This window comes from Falsiroseomonas oryzae (genome assembly GCF_027856955.1).
GTDB classification, from domain to species: Bacteria; Pseudomonadota; Alphaproteobacteria; order Acetobacterales; family Acetobacteraceae; genus Falsiroseomonas; species Falsiroseomonas oryzae.
Genome location: NZ_JAPSMD010000070.1, coordinates 1 through 18,120, shown reverse-complemented (window position 1 = coordinate 18,120; position 18,120 = coordinate 1). Strand labels below are relative to the sequence as shown.

Annotated in this window: 15 protein-coding genes; 8 read left to right on the top strand and 7 right to left on the bottom strand. The window is 71.8% G+C overall.

Annotated features, from left to right (window positions below):
- The 3 genes from OZN99_RS09865 to OZN99_RS09855 all read right to left on the bottom strand — a co-directional run.
- On the bottom strand, window positions 1–462 hold a 462-nt coding region (locus OZN99_RS09865), incomplete at its 3' end, for a helix-turn-helix domain-containing protein (RefSeq protein WP_270935042.1).
- The gene (locus tag OZN99_RS09860; RefSeq protein WP_270935041.1) at window positions 459–1,421 is read right to left on the bottom strand and encodes a Bug family tripartite tricarboxylate transporter substrate binding protein; all 963 of its coding nucleotides are present in this window, start codon (window positions 1,419–1,421) and stop codon (window positions 459–461) included. The genes OZN99_RS09860 and OZN99_RS09865, both read right to left, overlap by 4 nt.
- Before the next feature lie 197 nt (window positions 1,422–1,618).
- The gene (locus OZN99_RS09855; RefSeq protein WP_270935040.1) at window positions 1,619–3,163 is read right to left on the bottom strand and encodes a winged helix-turn-helix domain-containing protein; all 1,545 of its coding nucleotides are present in this window, start codon (window positions 3,161–3,163) and stop codon (window positions 1,619–1,621) included.
- A gap of 151 nt (window positions 3,164–3,314) precedes the next feature.
- Between OZN99_RS09855 and OZN99_RS09850 the strand changes: the two genes are divergently transcribed.
- Window positions 3,315–3,560, top strand: coding sequence for a hypothetical protein (locus tag OZN99_RS09850; RefSeq protein WP_270935039.1), 246 nt, complete (start codon window positions 3,315–3,317; stop codon window positions 3,558–3,560).
- A 55-nt stretch (window positions 3,561–3,615) separates the two neighbouring features.
- Here OZN99_RS09850 and OZN99_RS09845 read toward each other — a convergent pair whose 3' ends face one another.
- On the bottom strand, window positions 3,616–4,527 hold the full coding sequence (locus tag OZN99_RS09845) for an SMP-30/gluconolactonase/LRE family protein (RefSeq protein WP_270935038.1): 912 nt from the start codon (window positions 4,525–4,527) through the stop codon (window positions 3,616–3,618).
- 40 nt (window positions 4,528–4,567) lie between these two features.
- Here OZN99_RS09845 and leuC point away from each other — a divergent pair, with 40 nt between their 5' ends.
- The 4 genes from leuC (at window position 4,568) to OZN99_RS09825 (ending at window position 11,134) form a co-directional block, all read left to right on the top strand.
- The gene (gene leuC, locus OZN99_RS09840; protein ID WP_270935037.1) at window positions 4,568–5,935 is read left to right on the top strand and encodes a 3-isopropylmalate dehydratase large subunit; all 1,368 of its coding nucleotides are present in this window, start codon (window positions 4,568–4,570) and stop codon (window positions 5,933–5,935) included.
- On the top strand, window positions 5,935–6,537 hold the full coding sequence (leuD, locus tag OZN99_RS09835) for a 3-isopropylmalate dehydratase small subunit (RefSeq protein WP_270935036.1): 603 nt from the start codon (window positions 5,935–5,937) through the stop codon (window positions 6,535–6,537). Before leuC ends, leuD begins: the two co-directional genes overlap by 1 nt.
- A gap of 91 nt (window positions 6,538–6,628) precedes the next feature.
- Complete coding sequence (locus OZN99_RS09830) at window positions 6,629–7,807, top strand: efflux RND transporter periplasmic adaptor subunit (protein WP_270935035.1); 1,179 nt, start codon at window positions 6,629–6,631, stop codon at window positions 7,805–7,807.
- Window positions 7,808–7,990: 183 nt separating this feature from the next.
- Window positions 7,991–11,134, top strand: a complete 3,144-nt coding sequence (locus OZN99_RS09825; RefSeq protein ID WP_270935034.1) for an efflux RND transporter permease subunit — start codon at window positions 7,991–7,993, stop codon at window positions 11,132–11,134.
- 4 nt (window positions 11,135–11,138) lie between these two features.
- Here the strand turns inward: OZN99_RS09825 and OZN99_RS09820 are convergent, their stop codons facing one another.
- Entirely contained in the window at window positions 11,139–11,537 is a 399-nt protein-coding gene (locus tag OZN99_RS09820) for a hypothetical protein (protein ID WP_270935033.1), read from the bottom strand.
- Window positions 11,538–11,654: 117 nt separating this feature from the next.
- On the opposite strand from OZN99_RS09820, the gene OZN99_RS09815 reads away from it, so the two are divergent.
- The gene (locus tag OZN99_RS09815) at window positions 11,655–13,964 is read left to right on the top strand and encodes a xanthine dehydrogenase family protein molybdopterin-binding subunit (RefSeq protein ID WP_270935032.1); all 2,310 of its coding nucleotides are present in this window, start codon (window positions 11,655–11,657) and stop codon (window positions 13,962–13,964) included.
- Between the two features lie 108 nt (window positions 13,965–14,072).
- Here OZN99_RS09815 and OZN99_RS09810 read toward each other — a convergent pair whose 3' ends face one another.
- Both OZN99_RS09810 and OZN99_RS09805 read right to left on the bottom strand, forming a co-directional pair.
- Window positions 14,073–14,693, bottom strand: a complete 621-nt coding sequence (locus OZN99_RS09810) for a hypothetical protein (RefSeq protein ID WP_270935031.1) — start codon at window positions 14,691–14,693, stop codon at window positions 14,073–14,075.
- Window positions 14,694–14,759: 66 nt separating this feature from the next.
- On the bottom strand, window positions 14,760–15,500 hold the full coding sequence (locus OZN99_RS09805) for a Crp/Fnr family transcriptional regulator (RefSeq protein WP_270935030.1): 741 nt from the start codon (window positions 15,498–15,500) through the stop codon (window positions 14,760–14,762).
- A 222-nt stretch (window positions 15,501–15,722) separates the two neighbouring features.
- Here OZN99_RS09805 and OZN99_RS09800 point away from each other — a divergent pair, with 222 nt between their 5' ends.
- Window positions 15,723–16,703 carry an MBL fold metallo-hydrolase gene (locus OZN99_RS09800; protein ID WP_270935029.1) on the top strand — a complete coding sequence of 327 codons (981 nt, stop codon included), beginning with the start codon at window positions 15,723–15,725 and terminating at the stop codon, window positions 16,701–16,703.
- Window position 16,704: 1 nt separating this feature from the next.
- Window positions 16,705–18,120 (top strand): FAD-dependent oxidoreductase (locus OZN99_RS09795; protein WP_270935028.1); only part of this gene is annotated, 1,416 nt, incomplete at its 3' end.

The window sequence follows — 18,120 nt, the reverse complement described above, 5'->3', positions numbered from 1 at the left end:
GGGGGCGGTCAGCACGCGGCCGCCGGCACCCTGCGGCAGGGGCAGCAGGTCGCCTTCCGCGAGGTCGTCGCGGATCGGCGAGGCGGCGCGGACGCGCGCGAGGCAGAGCCGCGCCTCGCCGTGGCGCACCCAGAAGCTCGCCGTCTCGCCGCTCGCCTCGGCCAGGGCGCGCAGCGCGGCGGGCAGATGGCGGTCCACGGGCCGGGCGCGGGCATAGAGCGCGCCGAAGCGGAACAGCATCGGGCCGAGCGCCCAGCGCGCATCGGGCTGGCGCTCCACGCAGCGCGCGGCTTCGAGCGTGCCGAGCAGGCGGAGGATGGTGGATTTGTAGAAGCCGGTTCGCGCGGCGAGCTCCGCGAGGCTCAGCGCGGCCTCGCCCTCGCGGAAGGCGCCGAGGATGGCGAGCGCGCGCTCGACCGCGGCGACGCCGCCCTGATGCCCGGCCAGACCGTCCGGCATCATCCCGCCCGCACGCCGGCCTCGCGCAGGATGACGGCCCATTTCGCCATCTCCTGCGCGACGAAGGCCTGCGCCTCGGCCGGAGTGTTGCCGACCAGGCGCTCGGCGCCGAGCTCGGCCAGGCGGCTGCGCGTGGCGGGCTCGGCCAGGACCGCGGCGACCTCCTGCTGGATGCGGGACATCAGCGGCGCTGGCGTGGCGGCGGGGGCCAGGATCACCTGCCAGACCATGAAGGTGGCGTCGGGGAAGCCGAGCTCCGCGATGGTCGGGACATCGGGCATCACCGGGCTGCGCTGCGGGCCGGAGATGGCCAGCGCCCGCGCCCGCCCGCCCTGCGCCAGGGCGAAGCCCGTCAGGCCGGCATCGTAGAGCATGTCGAGCGAGCCGTTCGCGAGGTCGAGCGCCGCGGGCGCGCCGCCGCGGTACGGCACCTCCGTCATGCGGATGCCGGCGGCGCGCAGGAAGAGCAGCGCCACGAGCTGCAGCGCGCCGCCGCCGCCGGTGCTGCCATAGGTGAGGCGCTCCGGATTGGCCCTGGCGAAGGCGACGAGGTCGGCGACGGAGCGGTGCGGGGAGTTCGGCGGCACCAGCAGGACCATCGGGCTCTCGGCCACGATGGTGACGGCCTTGAGGTCGGCCTCCGGGTCGTAGTCCAGCTGCGGGTAGAGCGGCCGGGTGACCGCATGGCCGATGTTGTGGAACAGCAGGTGGTGCCCGTCGGCCGGCGACTTGGCGACGTTGGACGCGCCGATGGAGCCGCCGGCGCCGGTGCGGTTCTCCACCACCACGCGCTGCGGCAGGCGGGCGGAGAGCCGGTCCGCCACCAGACGCCCGATCACGTCTGTGGCGCCGCCGGCGGCGTAGGGGATGACCATGCGGACGGGGCGGGTGGGCCAATTGTCCTGGGCGCGCGCCGGGGTGGCGAGGAGCGCGGAGGCGGCGAGCAGGCTGCGTCGGAGCATGGGGCGGGCCTCCTGCGGTGTTCTGTTCTATAGAACGGCGTTCCGTTTACGGTCTGAGGATGCGCGGAGGGGTTTGCGTCGGTCAAGCGCGCTGCAGAGGCTGGTCCGAAGGGTGGGTGAACGCAGGTGAGGGCAAGAATGGTCTTGGCAGGGATGCGGCGAGTTGCTCGGCTGCAAGCGCGGCCGGACGGGGCGCGCTATTCGGGGATTCCTGCGGCGACCAGCGCGGCGATGAGCTTCTCGCGGAAAGCGGTGTCGCGATAGCGGCGGATATGCACGCGCGCGGCCGGGAACATGGCAAGCATCCGTGCCGCAGCCGCACGGGCCGCATCCTCGCGGCCCAGCAGCCAGTTCGCGATGATGACGTAGCGATGGCCCGGCGAATGAAGCGGTGCGACCTGCACCGAGCGCTCCGCCCATTCGAGCGCGCTCGCGTAGTCGCCGAATGCGACATGGACGGATGAAACGCCCACATACGTTCTCTCGATCGCGGGATCGAGCGGGCTGAGCCGGAGAGCTCGCTGGAACGCCTCCAACGCGACCTGCGGCTCGCTGTTGAAATTGTAGACCCATCCAGCACAGGCGGCGATGACGGCCGAGTTTGGGTTCAGCGCCTGGGCCCGCGCTGCTGCTGCCCGCGCAGCGGAATGATCGGCGCCATAGAAGGCGAGAGCGTGGGCCGCCAGGGCAAGGGCGAGGGGATCGTCCCGACCGCTCGCGACCGCCTCGCGCGCGCACCGGGCGCCTTCCTCCTGGATCGCCTCGTCGGCCCAGGTGTTCACCGTCATGAAGGCCGTCATGTTCGCCAACTGCGCCTTGCCCAGTGCGAATTCCGGATCGAGTTGGACGGCCGCGCGGAGCAGGTGCAGCGCCTTCTGGTTCCCCTCGATCGTCAAGATGCGCTGCCAATACATGGCCTGGAGCAGCAGGTCATAGGCGGTCAGGCTGCCGGTCGGCTTGGCCTGCGCGCGCTGGATCTCCGCATGCTGCAGGCTCGGCTCGATCGCGCCGGCGACGGCCTCGGCGACCCGGTCCTGCAGCTCGAAGATGTCGTCCAGAGCGCCGTCGAAGCGCTCGCCCCAGAGCTGGTGGCCGGTCTCGGCATCAATGAGCTGGCAGGCGATGCGCACCCGGCCCGCCGCGCGGCGCACGCTGCCCTCCAGCACGTAGCGCACGCCGAGGTCGCGTCCGACCTGGCGGGGGTCCACGGCGCGGCCCTTGTAGGTGAAGCTCGAGTTGCGCGCGATGACGTAGAACCAGCGCGCGCGCGAGAGCTGGGTGATCAGCTCGTCGGTGATGCCATCGGAGAAATACTCCTGCTCGGCGTCGCTGCTGAGATTGGCGAAGGGCAGCACGGCGAGCGCCGGGCGGTCGAGCGGCGCCATGGCCGGCGCCGGGGGTGGCGGCGGCGCCGGAGCGGGAGGCGCAGCCACCTCCAGCAGGTAGCCGCGGCGGGGGACCGAGCGCAGCACCTGCCCGGCCTCGTCGCCGATGGCGCGCCGGGCCTCGCGCACCGCCTGGAACAGGCTGTCCTCCGTGACATGCACACCGGGCCAGACGGCGTCGAGCAGCGCGTCCTTGCTCAGTGTCCGGCCGGGGTTGCGGGCCAGCATCACCAGCAGGTCGAAGGGCTTGGGGGCCAGCGCGATCTCGGCGCCGTCGGCACCGCGCAGGCAGCCGCGCGCCGTGTCCAGCGTGACGCCGCCGATCCGCAGGGCCGGTCCGCCCCTTGCCTCGTCCATGGCGCTCCGGATGCCCCGATGCATCATCAGGAAAGCATAGGCCAGCCATCGGCGCGACATCGGCGCGCGGTCAGGACGCGGGCGAGGGCTCGGGACGATGGTGGGTTCACGGACGGCAGCCCGCCGACCGGCCCTTCCTCGGGAGCCTCCAATGAGTCTGAACCTCGCCAGCGACTGCCTCGCGATGCCGGCCGAGAGCACCCGCTCGCCCGCCCTGCGCCGCGGCATGATGCACCTGCTCGCCTTCGCTCGGCGCCTGCGGCCCACAGGGGTGATCCGGGCGAGGATCGGGTCGGAACGGCTGTCCGCGGCGGACCTGCGCGATGTGGGCCTTCAACCCGATCAGGTTGGGCAGGTGCCGATCTGGGGCCATGGCGGACTCGTGTGGCGGCCCTGAGCGGGACCAGCGCGGCATGCTGGAGGCGACGCCGTGTCGGAGCTCCGGCAGCCCCTCAGGGCGGCGGGATCTCGGCCGCCAGCAGGCAGCCCGATTCGCTCTCGCTGATCACCAGCGTCCGGCCATCCGGGGCGAAGGTGCAGTTGGTGGGCATGCGGCCGAAGCCGGTGCAGTCCACGCGGTGCGTGCAGACGCCATGCGGGTCCACCACCCAGACCTGGCCATGGCCGGGATTGGCGACACACAGCCGGTCATGCGCATCCACCGCCAGGCCGTCGGGACCGGAGGTGCCGGCGGGCACCCGGAAGAAGAGATTGGCCTTGCCCACCACGGCGTCGGGGCGGAGCGCGAAGCGCCAGACCTCGCAGCTGCGGGTCATCGCCACCAGCAGATGCGTCGCGCCGCGGTTCAGCGCCAGGCCGTTCGGGCTCGGCCCGTTCGCCAGCAGCCGGTCCAGCCGGCCATCCGGGTGCAGGCGATAGACGCGGCCGGTCGGGTCCTGCAGCCCGGTCTGGCCCTGGTCGGTGAAGAGCAGGGACCCGTCGGGGTGGAGGACCACGTCGTTCAGCCCCTTGAAGCCTTCGGACAGCACCGTCTCCAGGATGGGCGCCATGGCGCCGTCGCGCGGGTCGAGACCGAGAAGGCCGTGGCGGTAGTCCGCCACCACCAGCTCCCCGCCGCGGGCGGCCAGGCCGTTCGGCCAGCCCTCGTACTCCGCGACCGCCTCCCAGGCGGTGCCGGCCACGCGGAAGACGCGGCCATGCGGGATGTCCACGCAGAACAGGTTGCCCGCCGCGTCGAAGCACGGGCCTTCCAGGAAGCTGTCGATCGGCGCCCCGCCGCGATTGGCCTGGGCCCAGGCTGACGGGCGCGGCCGGCGCAGCGCGTCGGGCAGGCGGGAGAGCAGGCTGGCCGGGATGGCCCGGGGCGGGTCGAACCACATGGCCGGCACCCTGCCGTGAGCCACCCTTGCGGTCCAGCCGCCGCGGACGCAGGTTCCCGGCGCCATGCCCCGCACGCTGTTCGAGAAGATCTGGGACGCCCATGTCGTGCACCGGCGCGACGACGGGCTCTGCCTGCTCTACGTGGACCGGCATTACTTCCACGAGGGCAGCTTCCACGCCTTCAACATGCTCCGCGCGCGCGGGCTGAAGGTGCGCCGGCCCGACCTCTCCTTTGGCTTCGGCGACCATTATGCGCCCACGCGCGCCCGCGACACCGCCGCCATCGCCGACCCGGAGATCCGCGGCATCATCCAGACCTTCGAGAGCAATGCGCGCGCCGCCGGCATCCGCGCCTTCGAGCTGGCCGATGCGCAGCAGGGCATCGTGCATGTGGCGGGGCCGGAGCTCGGCCTGACGCTGCCGGGGATGACGGTGGTCTGCGGCGACAGCCACACCTCCTCCCACGGCGCGCTCGGCGCACTGGCCTTCGGCATCGGCGCGAGCGAGGTGGCGCATGTCTTCGCCACCCAGACCATCTGGCAGTCCATGCCGCGGCAGATCCGCGTGACCTTCGACGGCGCGCTACCGCAAGGCGCCTCGGCCAAGGACATGGCGCTGGCGCTGATCGCGGAGATCGGCACCGGCGGCGCGCTGGGCGGCGCCATCGAGTTCGCGGGCGCCGCGGTGCGTGCCCTGTCGGTGGAGGGGCGGCTGACGTTGTGCAACATGGCGATCGAGGCCGGCGCGCGCACCGGCATGGTGGCGCCCGACGCGGTGACGCAGGCCTGGCTGGCCGGCCGGCCCTTCGCGACGCCGGTGGACATCGCCGGCCTGCGCAGCGACGACGACGCGGCCTTCGCCGCAGAGGTGCGGCTGGATGCCGGGCGCATCGGCCCGATGGCCACCTGGGGCACCAGCCCGGAGGAGGCGGTGCCGCTCAGCGCCCGCGTGCCGAAGCCGGAGGAGGCGCCCGACGAGGCACGGCGCAGGGCCTGGCGGCGCAGCCTGGAGTACATGGGCCTCCAGGGCGGCGAGCGCCTCGCCGATGTGAAGGTGGACCGCGTCTTCCTGGGCTCCTGCACCAATGCGCGGCTGGAGGACCTGCGCGCCGCCGCGTCCGTGCTGAAGGGGCGGCGGATCGCCGTGCCGATGCTGGTCTCGCCCGGCTCCTCCGGCGTGAAGCGCGCGGCGGAGGCCGAGGGGCTGGACCGCATCTTCACCGAGGCCGGGGCGAGCTGGGAGGAGAGCGCCTGCTCGCTCTGCGTCTCCATGAACGGCGACAGCGTCGGCGAGGGCGAGCGCTGCGCCTCCACCTCCAACCGCAACTTCGTGGGGCGCCAGGGGCGCGGCGCGCGCACGCACCTGGTCTCGCCGGCCTCGGCCGCCGCCGCGGCGGTCACGGGGCGACTGGTGTCGGCGGAGAGCGTCTGATGCCTGAGCCCTTCGTCAACCTCACCGCAGTAGCGGCGCCGCTCGAGATGTCCAATGTGGACACCGACCAGATCCTGCCCGCGCGCTACCTGCGCCGGCCACGCGACGAGCGCTACGCGACCTACGGCTTCCACGACCTGCGCTTCACGCCGGAGGGGGCGAAGCGCGACGATTTCCTGCTGAACCGCGCGCCCTTCGACCGCGCCGCCATCCTGGTCGCGCAGCGCAACTTCGGCGTCGGCTCCTCGCGCGAGGCGGCGGTCTATGCGCTGCTGGCGATGGGCGTGCGCTGCGTGGTGGCGGAGAGCTTCGGCGACATCTTCTTCAACAATTCCCTCAAGAACGGGCTGCTGCCGGTACGCCTGCCGGAGGCGGCCTGCGCCGACCTGCGCGCGCAGCTGCTGGCGCGGCCGGGCGCCGACATCTCCGTGGACCTGGAGGCCGGCACGCTGACGGCACCCGACGGCACGGTTCACGGCTTCGCGATCCCGCCCTTCGCGCGCGACTGCCTGTTGCGCGGTCTGGACGAGATCGGGCTGACCATGACCCTGATGCACGAGATCGAGGCATTCGAGGCGATGCGCAGCGGGCAGACCGGATAGGCGCGGCAATCCCTCGCAACCCGTCATCGCCTTGAAGCTTGACGCCGCGGCGCCGGCCGGGCTGCCATGGTGACAATCCTGGATCGGCATCATGCAGAAGCTACGCGTCCTTCTCGCGGCCCTGCCGCTTCTCGCGGCGGCGCTGCCCGCCGCGGCGCAGTTCGGGCCGCAGGGCCCGCCCGCGGTCGGCGTCATCACGGCCGAACGGCGTCCGGTGACCGAATCGACCGAGTTCGTCGGCCGCGTCGAGGCGGTGGACCGCGTGGACCTGCGCGCCCGCGTCACCGGCTTCCTGCAGGAGCGCCTGTTCCGCGAAGGGCAGGAGGTCGCGGCGAATGCGCAGCTGTTCCGGCTGGAGGAGGCGCCCTTCGAGGCCGATGTGGCGCGCGCCGCCGCGCAGGTCGCCGCGGCCGAGGCCGAGCTGAGCAACGCCAACATCCAGCTGGCCCGCGCGCGCGAGCTGGTGCGCACCCAGGCCGGCACCCAGGCCCGCGTGGACGACGCGACCGCGGCCCAGCGCTCGGCGCAGGCGACGCTGCTGGGCGCGCAGGCGCAGCTGCGCGTGTCGCAGATCAACCTCGGCTACACGGTCATCTCGGCGCCCTTCGCGGGGAAGATCGGCCGGTCGAACTTCTCGCCCGGCGCGGTGGTGGGGCCCGATTCCGGCCCGCTCGCCACGCTGGTCAGCCAGGACCCGATGCGCGTGTCCTTCCCGGTCAGCCTGCGCCTGGGCATCGAGCTGCGGGACCGCTTCGAGGGGCGGGGCGGCGCCAGCGCCGTGCTGGTGCGCATCCGCCTGGCGAATGGCGAGCTGTTCAACCAGTCCGGCCGCATCGACTTCATCGACACCCAGGTGAACCGCGACACCGACACGCTGCTGGTCCGCGCCGTCATGCCGAACCCGCTGCGCAGCGTGGCCGGGCCCACCGGCGAGCCGGAGCGCCAGCTGATCGACGGGATGTTCGTCAACGTCTTCGTCGAGGGCGCGGAGCCGGTCGCCTCGGTGGTGATCCCGCGCGCGGCGGTGCTGCAGGACCAGCAGGGCAACTTCGTGTTCGTGCTGGGCCAGGGCAACCGGGCGGAGCGGCGCGGCGTGACGCTTGGCCGCAGCATCGCCGACCAGGTGGTGGTGGAGCGCGGCCTGGAAGGCGGCGAGACGGTGGTGACGGAGGGCGTGCAGCGCGTGCGCCCCGGCCAGCCGGTGCAGCCGAACCCGGCCGCCCCGCCCGCCGTGCGCACCGCCCCCGACGGCCAGGCGCCGCGGGGATAGGATCTTGAACCCTCAGACGCCTCACGCCGAAGGCGTGCCTTCGGCACGATGCGCGGCCTCCGGCCGCTTGGCTTCGCGGCATGGGCCGCGGGCCGCATTCGCGGCGTCATGCCGCAGGCATGCTCCTCGCATGACGGTTCGCTGCGCGAACCGCTCCGCGCATCTCCTGTACGCAGGCATCCAATGATCTCCGCCGTCTTCGTCGATCGCCCGCGGCTGGCGATCGTCATCTCCATCCTGCTCACGCTGGCCGGCGGGCTGGCGATGCTGCGCATCCCCGTGGCCCAGTTCCCGGACATCGTGCCGCCGCAGGTCTCGGTCACCACGACCTATCCCGGCGCCTCCGCTGCCGTGGTCGAATCCACCGTGGCCCAGGTGATCGAGAGCGCGGTGAACGGCGTGGAGGGCATGATCTACATGTCCTCCAACAGCGCGAACGACGGCACCTACAGCCTCTCCGTCTCCTTCGCGCTGGGCACCAATCCCGACATCGCGACGGTGAACGTCAACAACCGCGTGCAATCCGCGCTGGCCCGCCTGCCGCAGGAAGTGCAGCGCGCCGGCGTGACGGTGCGCAAGCAGTCCTCCGCCGTGCTGCAGTTCATCGCGGTGACCAGCGAGAACCCCGCGCATGACGGGCTGTTCATCTCCAACTACATCACCATCAACATGCTGGACCGCCTGGCGCGCGTGCCGGGCATCGGCTCCGTCTCGATCTTCGGCGCGATGGACTACTCCATGCGCATCTGGTTCGAGGTGGACCGGCTGATCAGCCTGAACCTGACGCCGTCCGACGTGATCACCGCGATCCAGGCGCAGAACGTGCAGGCGGCGGTCGGGCGGATCGGCGCGCAGCCGATCTCCAACGACCAGCAGTACCAGATCAACCTCCAGACCCAGGGCCGCCTGACCACGGCGGAGGAATTCGGCAACATCGTCATCCGCGCCAGCCGCGACGGGTCGCTGCTGCGGGTGCGCGACGTGGCGCGGATCGAGCTGGGCGCGGCGCGGATGGACACCGAGAGCCGGCTGAACGGCCGGCCGGCGGTGACGCTCGGCACCTATCTCTCGCCTGGCGCCAATGCGGTGACCACGGCGGCCAACCTGCAGCGCACGCTGGACGATCTGGCGCGCCGCTTCCCGGAAGGGCTGCGCACCACGGTGTTCTACGACACCTCGACCTTCGTCGTGGACACCATGCAGGAGGTGATCAAGACCCTGCTCGAGGCCTTCGTGCTGGTGGTCATCGTGGTGCTGCTGTTCCTGGGCAACATCCGGGCCACCATCATCCCGGTGATCGCCGTGCCGGTCAGCCTGATCGGCACCTTCGCGGTGCTGCTGGTGCTCGGCTTCTCGGCCAACACCGTGTCGCTGCTGGCGATGGTGCTGGCGATCGGCATCGTGGTGGACGACGCCATCGTGGTGGTCGAGAACGTCGAGCGCGTGATGGAGGAGGAGCCCGACCTCACCCCGGCCGAGGCCACCAAGAAGGCGATGGCGCAGATCACCGGGCCGATCATCGCGATCACGCTGGTGCTGCTGTCGGTCTTCGTGCCGGTGGGGTTCATCCCCGGGCTGTCGGGCGTGCTCTTCGCGCAGTTCGCGGTGACCGTCTCGGTCGCCATGATCATCTCGGCGATCAACGCGCTGACGCTCTCGCCGGCGCTCTGCGCCGTGTTCCTCAAGCCGCACCACGGGCCGCGCAAGGGCGTGCTGGCCGCCGTGATGCGCGGCATCGACTGGGTGCGCGACCGCTACGGCGACGTCGTGGCGCGGCTGGTACGAATCTCCACCGTGTCGCTGCTGCTGACCGCGCTGTTCGCGGGCGGCACCTGGTGGATGTCGAACCGCACGCCCCAGGGCTTCCTGCCGGAGGAGGACCAGGGCGCCTTCTTCGTGCAGATGCAGCTGCCCCAGGGCGCCAGCCTGTCGCGCACCCGCGCCGCGGTCGAGCAGGTGGAGCAGATCATCCTGCCGACGCCCGGCGTGGACCGGATCCTGTCCATCGTCGGCTTCAGCCTGATCGACAACGGCGCGCAGTCCAACGCCGCCTTCATCGTGGTGCGCATGAAGCCCTTCGCCGACCGCCCGGGCGCGCAGGAGACCGTCTTCGCGGCGATCGGCCGGGTGTTCGGCGCGACGCAGCAGGTGCTGACCGCGAACACCTTCGCCTTCAACATCCCGCCCATCATCGGGTTGGGCACCGGCGCCGGCTTCCAGTACCAGCTGCAGAACCTGGAAGGCCGCCCGCCCGAGGAGATGGCGAGCACCATGCTGGGCCTGGTGGTCGCGGCCAACCAGGACCCGCGCCTGGCGCGCGTCTTCTCCACCTTCGCGGCCAACACGCCGTCGCTGTTCCTCGACGTGGACCGCGACAAGGCGCAGGCGCTGGGCATCCGCATCAGCGACATCTTCACCGCGCTGCAGACCACGCTGGGCGGCTTCTACGTCAACGACTTCAACCTGTACGGCCGGTCGTGGCAGGTGAACATCCAGGGCGAGGCGATCGACCGCGACGACATCCCCGACCTCTGGCGGATCCATGTGCGCAACTCGCGGGGCGAGATGGTGCCGCTGCGCTCGGTGGCCGACGTGCGGATCGTGCTGGGCCCGCAGACCATCAACCGGTTCAACAATGTGCGCTCCGTCTCGATCAACGGCGCGCCGGCGCCTGGCGTCTCCTCGGGCGTCGCACTGGCGGCGATGGAGGAGATCTCCGACCGCGTGCTGCCGCAGGGCTACGGCTTCGAATGGACCGGCACCGCCTTCCAGGAGAAGCAGGCCAGCGGGCAGACTGGCGTCATCCTCGCGCTCGCGGTGCTGTTCGCCTACCTGTTCCTGGTCGCGCTGTACGAAAGCTGGGTGATCCCGATCCCCGTGCTGCTGTCCATCGCGGTCGGCGTGCTGGGGTCCTTCGTCGCGCTCTTCGTCACCGGACTCGCGCTGGACGTCTATGCGCAGGTCGGGCTGGTGGTGCTGATCGCGCTGGCGGCGAAGAACGGCATCCTGATCGTCGAATTCGCCAAGGAGCAGCGGGAGGCGGGGATGCCCATCCGGGAGGCGGCGGTGATGGGCGCGCGGCTGCGCTTCCGCGCGGTGATGATGACCTCGGTCGCCTTCATCCTGGGCTTGGTGCCGCTGATCATCGCCACCGGCGCCGCCTCCGCCTCGCGCCGGGCGGTGGGCACGCCGGTGTTCGGCGGCATGCTCGCGGCCTCGTTGATCGGGATCTTCATGATCCCGATGCTCTACGTCGTGTTCCAGACCCTGCGCGAGAAGACCAAGGCGATGTTCGCCCGCGACGGGAAGCGGCCGGCCGCGGAGTAGGGCGTCAGCCGCCGCCGGACCCGGTTTCCTCCCCGCGCAGGGCGGGCAGGGTGCCCAGCGCCTCGCCGGCCTGGGCGCGGGCGGCCGCGGGGTCGGTGCTCTCGTCACGCAGCGCGGCCAGCGCCTCGCTGACCTCCTTCACGGCGGTCTGCCAGGGGGCGCCCTGGCGGGACTCGGCGGGCAGGCGCAGCATGGCGCGCTCGACCTCGTTCAGCGCCTGGCGCAGCCGCGACATCGCCATGGATCCGGGCAGCCCGCCCTCGTCCATCCGCCGGATCGTGCCGCGCAGCTCGTCCTCCGCGGCGCGCAGCGTGCGCACCGCCTCGGCCTGCGCCGCGGGCTGCGCCATGGCGGGGGCGCCCATCAGCAGGCCAGCCGCCAGGGCGGCACGGATCGCGCGCATCTCTGGTCTCCCTCTCGTCCTGCGGCGAACGCCCGGGGGGATGGCGGGGTTGCCCCCTTCACGAACCGCCCGGACCCGTCAGATGATGGGGGCCACATCGGGAGCGGGACGGAAGCCATGGCGAAGTTCGGGTTGAGCCAGTCTGTGCGGCGCGTCGAGGATCCGCGCCTGCTCACCGGCCGGGGCCGCTACACCGACGACATCGGCCTGCCCGGGCAGGCCCATGGCGTCGTGCTGCGCAGCCCGCATGCGCATGCGCGGATCGCCGCGATCGACACCGCCGCCGCGCTTGCGGTGCCTGGCGTGTTGGCCGTGATCACCGGGGCCGACCTGCGCGCCGCGGGGCTGGGCGGCATGCCCTGCATGATCCCGCTGAAGAGCCGCGACGGCAGCCCGCGTGCGGACACGCCGCATCTGGCGCTGGCCGAGGACCGCGTGCGCCATGTCGGCGACCCCGTCGCCTTCGTGGTGGCGGAGACTCAGCAGGCCGCGCGTGACGGCGCGGAGGCGGTGATGGTCGAGTACGACGTGCTGCCGGCCGCGACCGACCTGGCCACCGCGCACCAGCCCGGCGCGCCGGCGGTGTGGGACGGCGCCGCCGGCAACATCGCCTTCGACTGGGAAGCCGGCGACCGCGCGAAGACCGATGCCGCCTTCGCCCGCGCGGCGCATGTCACGCGGCTGACCGTGGTGAACAACCGCGTCGTCGTCGCCAGCATGGAAGCCCGCGCCGCCGTGGCGGCGTGGGAGGGCGAGCGCCTCACGCTGCACACCAACACCCAGGGATCCTGGCAGGTGCGCGGCATGCTGGCGAAGCAGGTCTTCAACATCCCGGAGGAGAGCGTGCGCGTGCTGACGCCGGATGTCGGCGGCGGCTTCGGCATGAAGCTCTTCCTCTACCCCGAGCATGTGCTGGTCTGCTTCGCGGCGAAGCGGGTCGGCCGCCCGGTGAAGTGGGCGAGCGAGCGGACGGAGGCCTTCCTCTCCGACACGCATGGCCGCGACAACATCACCATCGGCGAGCTGGCGCTGGACGCGAACGGGAAGTTCCTGGCGCTGCGCACGAAGAACTGGGCGAATATGGGCGCCTATCTCAGCAACTACGCGCCCTTCATCCCGACCGGCGCGGGCACCAAGGTGCTGGCCAGCGTCTACGGCTTCCAGGCGATCCACGTCAACGTTCTGGGCGTGCTGACCCACACCGTGCCGGTGGACGCCTATCGCGGCGCCGGCCGGCCGGAGAGCAACTACCTGGTGGAGCGGCTGATCGACACCGCCGCGCGCGAGCTGAAGATCGACCGGGTCGAGCTGCGCAAGCGCAACATCGTGCCGCCCTCCGCCATGCCCTATGTCAGCGCGATGGGCCAGCGCTACGACAGCGGCGAATTCGCGCGCCTGCTGGACAGCGCGATGCAGCGGATGGACTGGGCCGGCTTCGAGGCACGGCGCGCGGAGGCGGCGAAGCGCGGCAAGCGGCGCGGCATCGGGCTGGCCTACTACCTGGAGGCGACGGGCGGCGGCCCGACCGAGAACGCCAAGGTGGTCTTCGCCGAGGACGGCATGGTGGATGTCTATGTCGGCACCCAGAGCACCGGGCAGGGGCATGAGACCGCCTATGCCATGCTGACCAGCCACGAGCTCGGCATCCCGCTGGAGAAGATCCGCGTGCAGCAGGGCGATTCCGAATCGCTGCCGGATGGCGGCGGCACGGGCGGCGCGCGCAGCCTCTATTCCGAAGGCCAGGCGATCCTCGTCACCACCGCCAGCGTGGTCGAGAAGGGCAAGCAGGCCGCGGCGGAGCATCTGGAAGCCGCGGTGGCGGACATTGAGTTCGTGTCGAAGGCCGGCCGCTTCGCCGTGGCTGGTACGGACCGCGGCGTTGGCATCCTGGAACTGGCCGCGGCGCAGCGGAAGCGCGTGGCGGCGGGCCAGTCCACCATCCTGCTGGACGCGATGGAGACGGCGAAGATCGACAGCCACACCTTCCCCAATGGCTGCCACGTCGCGGAGGTGGAGGTGGACCCGGACACCGGCATCGTCACCGTGCCGCGCTACATCGTGGTGGACGATGTCGGCCATGCGCTGAACCCGCTGATCGTGCGCGGCCAGGTGCATGGCGGCGTCGCGCAGGGCGTCGGCCAGGCGCTGTTCGAGCGCACCGCCTATGACGGCGACAGCGGCCAACTGCTGTCGGCCAGCTTCATGGACTACGCGCTGCCGCGAGCGGAGGACCTGCCGGACATCGACGTGGACCTGATCGAGGTGGACTGCCAGACGAACCCGCTGGGCGTGAAGGGCGCGGGCGAGGCCGGCGCGGTCGGCTCGCCGCCGGCGGTGATCAACGCGCTGGTGGATGCGCTGGACGGGCGCGCGGTGGACATGCCGGCGACGCCGGAAGTGGTGTGGAAGGCGCTCCGGGCGGCGTAGCCGCGCGAAGCGAGGCCGCGCAGCGGCCCGCAGGGGTCCGGGGGGCGTGCGTAGCCCCCCGGCGTCAACAGGATCGGGGCCTGCTCGACCGACGCTTGCTGCCGCGCGCTACTGGAACACCAGGTTGACCAGCCGGCAGGTATCGATCTGCCGGCGGTCCTCGGCCCTTCCATCCATCCAGATCACGCGAATGTCATTGGTGCAGTCGTTCAGCGGCAGCTGCACGGCCAGGTGCTCGCCCGGCTGCAGCGGGCGGGGCAGGCGCTGCTGGCCCCAATGCGTCTCCCGCGCCGAGGAGACATAGACCTCGCGCAGCGGCAGCCGGCCGTGGTTCACCAGGTTGAAGGACGGGTTGCCGCCGGCGCTGCCGGGCGAGGGGACGATGCCCCGCGTCGCCGGCGCCGCCGTGCCGAACACCAGCTCGGAGATGGCGCAGGTGTTCAGGTTGCGCCGCTCCTCCGGCTGGCCATCGGCGTAGACCACCCGCACGTCGTGCTGGCAGCCGGCGGTGGGGGGGATGCGGACGGGGAAGCTGCGCCCGGCCGGCAGAACGTCGGCGCCGAGCCAGTCATGCCCCCAGTTCCGCTCGGTCACCGGGGAGACGTAGATCTCGTTGATCGGCTGGCTGCTGCGGTTGACCAGGTTGAAGGAGGGATCGCCGGACTGCGCCGCGGCCGGCGCCGCCGCGACCAGCGCTAGAAGCGCGGCAAGCAGGGTGCGGCGACGCATCGGGGTTTCTCTCTCCGGTGTCAGGCGCCTGAGGCTAGCGCAACCGGCCGTGGCCCGCGAAGTGGGTCAGGAGGCGACGCTGCGCGGTGCCAGCGGCTCCACCGCCGGGGGGCCGTCCCAGCCGGCCACCTCCTCCATCGCCTCGCGATCCAGGATGTCCAGCCGGCCCTTGTGCAGGGTCGCGATCCCGTCCTTGCGCAGCACGGCCAGCGCGCGGTTCGCATGCTCCACGGACAGGCCGAGAGCGTCGGCGATGTGGGCCTGCTTCAAGGGCACGGGGCCGCCGCGGGCATCGCCGCCGCCGCGGCGCTGCAGCCGGCCATGCACTTCCAGCAGCAGGTGCGCCACGCGGCCCACCGCGTCGCGCCGGCCCAGGCTGGTCAGCCTCTCCCGCAGGCGGGCGCGGTCGCGCGTCAGGCCCTCGGCGTAGGACAGCGCCAGGCCTGGGTCGCGGCCCATGAACTCGCAGAGCCGGTCGCGCGACAGGATGCAGAAGGAGGCGTCGGTCAGCGCCTCCACCTCCGCGCCGTCCTCGGTCCGCTCGACCAGGTCGCCGGGCAGGTGGAAGTCCAGGATCTGCCGGCGCCCATCCGGTGTCGCGGTCCAGCTGAAGGCCCAACCGGCGTACAGCGTGAAAACGCTGTCACGGATCGCCTCCCCGGCGCGGACCAGGCGCACGCCGGACCGCACCTTCGCGATCTCCCCGACGCGTGCCTGCGGGATCACCCGGAACAGCGCGAAAGGGCGCACGGCGCAGGCCGCGCAGGCGCCAGGAAGCGGCGTCAAGGTCGCTGTGCTACGGCTCATGTCCGACGATTCTTCCCCAATACGATGCCGGACCCGCCGCCGCGGAAGCCTTCCGACGCGGACAAACCTAGGCCGGCTGCGGGCGGGATGAAATGTGATTCTGCTTAATCTTCCATCGTGCCGGAACGACGACTCCGCGCGGAACCGTGGCGGCCACCGGCTTCCCTGCTTGCCCCGGTCGGCGGGCATGCCACCTTTGCGCCGGAAGCACGGGGAAGCGCCATGTCCGGATTCGCCTCGACCAACGACCTTGCCGAGAAGAACGTCTCCTTCGACGAGCTCGGCCCCGGCCTCTATGCCTATACGGCGGAAGGCGACCCGAATTCCGGCGTGATCGTCGGGCCGGACGGGGTGGTGGTGGTGGATGCGCAGGCGACCCCGGCCATGGCGCAGGACGTGATCGCCCGCATCCGCGGCGTGACCGACCGGTCCGTCACCCAGGTGGTGCTCAGCCACTACCACGCGGTGCGTGTGCTGGGCGTCGCGGGTTATGGCAGGCCCGCCGTCATCGCCTCCGACGCCACGCGCGACCTGATCGTGGAGCGCGGGCGGCAGGACATGGACAGCGAGATCGGCCGCTTCCCGCGGCTGTTCCGCGGCAAGGAGACGATCCCCGGCCTCACCTGGCCGACCCATACCTTCCACAGGAAGATGACGCTCTGGCTCGGGGAGCGCGAGGCGCAGGTGATCCACATCGGCCGCAGCCACACCGCGGGCGACACGGTGGTCTGGCTGCCGAAGGAGAAGGTGCTGTTCGCCGGCGACACCGTGGAATTCGGCGCCACGCCCTATTGCGGCGACGCGCATTTCGCCGACTGGCCGGCGACGCTGGACGCCATCAGTGCGCTCGGGCCGGAGAAGATGGTGCCGGGCCGCGGCCGCGCGCTGATGTCGAAGGCCGAATGCGCCGAGGCGATCGCCGGCACGCGCGCCTTCACCTCCGACCTGTTCGGGCGCGTGAAGCAGGGCGTGGAGAAGGGCTGGGACCTGAAGGGCATCTACGACGACGCGATGGGCTTCATGCGGCCGAAATACGGGTCCTGGGTGATCTTCGAGCACTGCATGCCCTTCAACGTCACCCGCGCCTATGACGAGGCAAAGGGCCTGGACCATCCGCGCATCTGGACCGCCGAGCGCGACATCGAGATGTGGCAGGCGCTGGAGAAGGGCACGGCGATGAAGAGCGCGGAGGTGCGGGGCTGAGATGCCCTCCACCTACGCAAATCCGCGCTACCCCGCCGCGCCGATCCCCGGCGCGACGGAACGCCGGCCGGTGGTGGTCGCCGGCGGCGGGCTGGTGGGGTTGACGCTCGCGCTCGACCTGGCGCGGCACGGCGTGGCGGTGGTGGTGCTGGACGAGGACGACACCGTCTCCTTCGGGTCGCGCGCCATCTGCTTCGCCAAGCGCACGCTGGAGATCTTCGGCCGGCTCGGCCTGGGCCAGCGCTTCCTGGACAAGGGCATCACCTGGAAGACCGGCCGCGTCTTCCACGGCGACCGGGAGGCCTACGCCTTCGACCTGCTGCCGGAGGAAGGGCATGGCTACCCCGCCTTCGTGAACCTGCAGCAGTACTATGCCGAGGAATGGCTGGTGGAGGCCTGCGTCGCCGCCGGGGTGGAGTTGCGCTGGAAGCACCGCGTCAGCCGCGTCGTCGCCGATGCGGAGGGCGTGACGCTGATCGTGGACACGCCGGATGGCGGCTACGCGCTGCATGCGGACTGGCTGCTGGCCTGCGACGGCGCGCGCAGCTTCATCCGCGAGAGCATGGGCCTGCCCTTCACCGGCCAGGTCTTCCGCGACCGCTTCCTGATCGCCGACGTGGTCATTCCGAAGTCCCTTGGGGGCGACGTCGCCTTCCCGACCGAGCGCTGGTTCTGGTTCGACCCGCCCTTCCATCCCGGCCAGTCCGTGCTGCTGCACAAGCAGCCCGACGATGTCTGGCGCATCGACTTCCAGCTGGGCTGGGACGCCGACCCGGAGGAGGAGAAGCGGCCCGAAAAGGTGATCCCGCGCGTGCAGGCCATGCTGGGCGCGCATGTGCCCTTCGAGCTGGAATGGGTCAGCGTCTACACCTTCCGCTGCCGGCGGCTGGAGCGGTTCCGCCATGGCCGCGTGATCTTCGCCGGCGACGCCGCGCACCAGGTGAGCCCCTTCGGCGCGCGCGGCGGCAATGCCGGCGTGCAGGACGCCGACAACCTGGCCTGGAAGCTGGCCTTCGTGCTGGCCGGCCGCGCGCCGGAGGCGCTGCTCGACAGCTACGACGCGGAGCGCCTGCCGGCGACCGACGAGAACATCCTGAACTCCACCCGCAGCACGGATTTCATCACGCCCAAGACCGATGCCGCGCGCGGCTACCGCGACGCGGTGCTGCAACTGGCGGCGCGGCACGCCTTCGCGCGGCCGCTGGTGAATTCCGGCCGGCTCTCGCACCCGACGCCCTATCTGCACAGCCCGCTGAACGCGCCCGACTTCGGCGCCTGGCAGGGCGGCGCGCTGCCCGGCACGCCGGCGCCCGACGCGCCGGTGCTGCAGCAGGGCCGGCCGGGCTGGCTGCTGGCGAGCCTCGGCGACGGGTTCCGGCTGCTGGTGTTCGGCCCGCCCGACCCCGTGCTGGTGGCC